This window comes from Candidatus Arsenophonus triatominarum (genome assembly GCF_001640365.1).
GTDB lineage: Bacteria > Pseudomonadota > Gammaproteobacteria > Enterobacterales > Enterobacteriaceae > Arsenophonus > Arsenophonus triatominarum.
Map to the genome: position 1 here is coordinate 1 of NZ_LWMI01000050.1, position 4,558 is coordinate 4,558.

Annotated in this window: 5 protein-coding genes and 2 pseudogenes; all 7 read left to right on the forward strand. The window is 39.0% G+C overall.

Features of this window, described 5'->3' with window-relative positions; genetic code table 11:
* Positions 1 to 427: pseudogene (locus AYJ55_RS33905) on the forward strand (hypothetical protein); the annotation flags it as partial.
* The gene (locus AYJ55_RS33910; RefSeq protein WP_245677506.1) at positions 412 to 702 is read left to right on the forward strand and encodes a hypothetical protein; all 291 of its coding nucleotides are present in this window, start codon (positions 412 to 414) and stop codon (positions 700 to 702) included. The pseudogene AYJ55_RS33905 and the gene AYJ55_RS33910, both read left to right, overlap by 16 nt.
* Positions 699 to 1,177 (forward strand): annotated as a pseudogene (locus AYJ55_RS21210) (baseplate wedge 1 family protein). The gene AYJ55_RS33910 and the pseudogene AYJ55_RS21210 overlap by 4 nt, the downstream one beginning before the upstream one ends.
* An 8-nt stretch (positions 1,178 to 1,185) precedes the next feature.
* Positions 1,186 to 1,350 (forward strand): hypothetical protein, encoded by a 165-nt coding sequence (locus AYJ55_RS33915; RefSeq protein WP_245677507.1) that lies wholly within the window; start codon positions 1,186 to 1,188, stop codon positions 1,348 to 1,350.
* Positions 1,351 to 1,359: 9 nt separating this feature from the next.
* Complete coding sequence (locus AYJ55_RS21215) at positions 1,360 to 1,839, forward strand: phage tail protein (RefSeq protein ID WP_063657811.1); 480 nt, start codon at positions 1,360 to 1,362, stop codon at positions 1,837 to 1,839.
* Positions 1,840 to 2,047: 208 nt separating this feature from the next.
* Positions 2,048 to 2,284, forward strand: a complete 237-nt coding sequence (locus tag AYJ55_RS21220) for a hypothetical protein (protein ID WP_162505798.1) — start codon at positions 2,048 to 2,050, stop codon at positions 2,282 to 2,284.
* 1 nt (position 2,285) lies between these two features.
* A complete protein-coding gene (locus AYJ55_RS21225) occupies positions 2,286 to 2,750 on the forward strand; it encodes a tail fiber assembly protein (protein WP_063657813.1) in 465 nt (154 codons plus the stop codon).
* The last annotated feature ends 1,808 nt before the right edge of the window (positions 2,751 to 4,558 follow it).

The following is a 4,558-nucleotide window of genomic DNA, read 5'->3' on the forward strand; positions in this document are numbered from 1 at the left end:
AACCGAGATAGCCACGCCCACACGAGGCTGGCAAACGGTGAACAATCCCAAACCCGCAACACAAGGTAGGCCGATTGAAACGGATAATCAATTACGGGAGCGGCAGCGCAAATCGGTCTCACTCCCTTCACGTACGGTACTGGAAGGTATACAGGGCGCGATTAGCCTGATACCAGGGGTAACGAGGCAACGCGGTTTTGAGAATGACACTAGTAAAACGGATAAAAACGGTATTTCTCCCCATTCCATTGCGATGATTGTGGACGGTGGCGATGTCAACACGATTGCCAACGCAATCGCACAAAAGAAAACCCCAGGGGCAGGCACGTATGGTGATACCGTGACAGTAAAAGACCGTTACGATATGCCAATTACGATTCGCTTTTCCCGGCTAAAACTGTCGATGTGCATGTGGAAATCGACTTAACCGCTTTTTTGGGGTTTACCACCCTCACCGGTGATAAAATCCGACGTAAAGTTGCAGGCTATATCAACCAACAACTCATTGGCGACAATCTGTATCTGACCCGTCTTTATTCACCGGCAAATCTACCTGGCGATGAAGAAGGGAAAACGTTTGATATTACGTCGTTAAAGATTGGTAGAACACCAGAAAGCGTGAAAGAAGAAAATTTAATCGTGGCTTTTAATGAAGCCGTTAGTTGTCGTGAGGATAACGTCAAACTGGTGGTGGCCTCATGAGAGATTACACCGAGTACATCACCCCACAACATCGTCAAGCAGATAAGTTTACACAACATATTGAGTTAATGACACGCTCTTTGAGGGATATTTCAGCCTTAGCCTCACAGCTTAATGCGTTTTTCAGTATTGATACGGCAACGGGTAAACAACTGGATGCCGTCGGCGAATGGATAGGCTTATCACGTTTTGTCAAAACGCTGATAAAAGGGGTCTATTTTCACTGGATACCGAAAAGGTGGGCTTTGACCAGGGGAGCTGGAAACGGCGCTTTGATGCTGATAGTGGTTTTACTGAGCTTGATGACGAAACCTACCGCTTCATATTAAGAGCAAAAATCCGAGCAAATCACTGGAATGGCACAAGCGAGATGCTTTCAGAAATTTATCAGGGCGTAATCCCTGATGAAACGGTAAAAATCTTTTTTATCGACAATCAGGATATGTCGATGGATGTGTATCTCACCGGTGGGTGATACCGGAAGTGACAAAAGCGGTTATCAAACAGGGCTATCTCAATATTAAGCCCGAAGGCGTAAGACTCAACGCCTATACCGGTTCCGAAGGTGATAACGGCATTTTTGGATTTGATGTCAACAATCGTTATATCGACGGCTTTGATGTCGGTAGCTGGTCAGTCAAATTGTAAGGAATAATCATGGCAAAAAATGAAATATTACCGTTTGGTATCGCAGACGGGGCTAACGTATTGCTGGCAGAGGAGTATCAGAAACTCACCGCCCGCAATAATGGTTTTAGTGCAGGTGTTGCGCGTTCACAGGAACTTAACACCGTCTGGCGGCAGGCATCGATGATAGCGCACGTGGTGGCACAGTTTATTGCGGAAACCAATAACAGTGATGTACTCGACGACGGCAACGTCGATAAACTGAAAACCGGACTCATCAGTGCCTTATCGAAAAACGTGAATAACACCGTGCCAGCCGCCACAAAAACAGTAGCAGGAATTACAAAACTCAGCAGTGCTACGAATAGCGATGATGAAACGCAAGCCGCCACACCTAAAGCCGTCAAAATTGCTTATGACTTGGCGAAAACGGTGAGTATTGAGGAAGTCAACAAAAACTCGATAAAGCAAGCGTCTTACAAACTACGGGCAACGCGACAGATAAAGTGATCAGTCAAAAAGTGATAACCGATGCATTGAAAGACTGTCTTAAAATAAATAACAATTTATCTGAGGTTAAAAACAAAGCGGAGCAGAAATAACCTTGGCCTTGGTCCGGCAGCTTTGCTTAAGGCTGCGACTGCGATAGCGAACAAATCCGGTCATATTTTTTCCGGCGATTATTGGCGCGGAAGAAAAAGATTTTATGTTTCAGTGGATGACAGTGGGGCTTGATAAAGCCGAGGCTGGAAAAATGATATCTAAAACGTTTAAATGGACTACTCCTTTTCCGAACGATTGCATTACAACAATGACATCATTAAATAAAACGACTTATGACACAAGCAAAAGCCCTGTAACAGGGTCTAAAATTATTGACAAATTTCAGGTTGAAGTGGCTTCTGGTTATAGCGCTTCACCTTCTACTGTCGTCGTTTTTGGAATAGGATATTAATATGGAAAATCAAAATTTTGTCTACAGCGCAAAAGAAAACGTAATTTACAATGCATCAATTAAACAAGTATATATCGATGCAGGTAGCTGGCCTGATGATGCGGTTTTCATCTCTGATGAAATGGCAGAAGAATTTAGACAGCACCCTTTAGAAAAGTACATGGTTGCTGGAAAAAATGGACTGCCTGAGTGGAAAATGTACCCACCACCCACGAAAGAAAAACTCGTAGCAAGAGCTGAATCTGACAAGCGTGGGCTTTTATTAGAAGCGGGACAGATAATAGCTCCGTTGCAAGATGCTGTTGATTTGGGTATAGCGACCGAAAAAGAAAAAGATCGGTTGGCGACATGGAAAAGATATAGAGTGTATGTTAACCGCGTTGATGTTTCGTCTGCACCAGATATTGATTGGCCAGAAAAACCAAAAAAAAAAACCAAAAACCGCCCTTTGATTATGGGCGGATGACTGAAATCAATTTTTTTTCAAAAATGGATATTCAATGTATTTGAAAGAAAAAAACGATAATGTGCATACCATGACAGAGCAAAAGCAATAAATCACTATTGCTATTGGAATATTTAAGCTAATTTTCCCAAAAAAAGCATAAAAAATATAGCTTAGAGCAACCAAAAAAGAGTGATTTAAATAAACACTGTAAGAAACATCACCAGTTAAAACAAAAAACTTTTTCGCAAGAAATTTTGGCTTAGATAAAATCATTGATACAAAAAAAACAAAAACAAACAAAACTATATAAATCATAATGATCTTTTATGAAATTTGTTGAAGCGATTAAAGATAATAACCCAACACAAAAAATAACAATTCTAGCCATATTATTATTAATATTAACTTTATTTATCGTATAAGCGCCAAAAGCCCCATCAAAAAATTCTGCCAAAGATTCATTTTATCAACCACAAAACTGCTAATTACTAATAGCACTACAAAAATTAACACTAAGTTTTTGTAATTACTTTTTAAGGCTAAGCAAACTAAAGGTAGGACAAAATAAAATCGAATTTCGTATGGTAACGTCCATGAAACAGCGGTTAAACGCCTGAGTTTCTCCCAAGAATATCAACTTGCCCACCGAATCCAAACAAATAAAGTTTTATTGCATTAAAAAGATCGTTGAATGAAATTAATGATATTTTTTCTAAACTAACCGCATACAGACAAAAAACAATAGTAGTACTAAACAAAAATAACGGAGCTAAGCGCTTCACTCTCGACAAATAAAATTTATTCCAATCAATATTGGCTCGTTTTTTTATGATTTGATCAAAAAACAAAATCCAGTAATGCAAAAGAAAAGTTGAACACCGAAAGAGGCAATAAAACTACTAAAGAAGATAATAAAAATCTTTGAAATCAAATGCTTTAACACCAATTCTCCAAGAATGACCTACAACAACACAAATAGCAGCGATACCCCTCAACCCGTCTATAAAATAATATCTTTCTTTTAAAGATCCTATTTTCAACTCCGGTAAAAATTAATTTTTTGGAAAAAATAAGAGGTGGCAAAAAATGAAATAAAAATGACTATGATTATTGAGATAGAATACATTTTAAAAAAAAAGCCTTTTATTTGGTGATTATGTGGATGTGCATTATTTTCAATGACTCGGACTAAATCGGTAAGGACTCGGTTTTTCCAATACTGCGCCCATCTCTTTGGCTTTTTTCTCAGCCTCAAAAAACCCGTGGACTATTTCACCGTCTGGAAATCGCCAAGCATCGCCTGTACCATTTGCCAGTCTTGCCATTCAAACATCATTATCTTTCTTGGCTGGAATTAGCCGCTTTTCGGGCGCTTAGATTTTCATTAATCATTATTTAACCTTAAACAGCCCATCACAGGGGCATGATATTAGCAACGTTGGAGGAAGTTGTTAACTATTAGTTGTTGGTTGGGTGTAAGTGGATTTGTTAGAGATTGAGGTTTTGTTATTGACTAATGGTTTCATTTCAGCTTTGTTATTGCTATAGTAAATTTCGTAAAACGGCTACGTAAAAATACGTAACCGTTTGAATTTTATAGGGTGAAAATTCTATTTTTATTACGAAAAATGAAACTAACTTATTGAAAATTAAGTATAAAAAGCGCGATTTAAAATCCCTCAGCCTTAAGGCTGTGCGGGTTCAAGTCCCGCCCTGGGCACCATAAGAATTTCCATTGGTTATCAATAAGTTAAGTGATAAAAGTTAGACGTTTGGCGCTGGTTTTTTAGCCCTAAAGTCCTTTTTCGTAATATCATTTCGTAATA

Bases quoted from the DNA above. Each gene is read 5' to 3' on its own strand.
- AYJ55_RS21215 (WP_063657811.1), top strand. From the start codon at position 1,360: ATGGCAAAAAATGAAATATTACCGTTTGGTATCGCAGACGGGGCTAAC.
- AYJ55_RS21225 (WP_063657813.1), top strand. From the start codon at position 2,286: ATGGAAAATCAAAATTTTGTCTACAGCGCAAAAGAAAACGTAATTTAC.
- AYJ55_RS21220 (WP_162505798.1), top strand. From the start codon at position 2,048: ATGACAGTGGGGCTTGATAAAGCCGAGGCTGGAAAAATGATATCTAAA.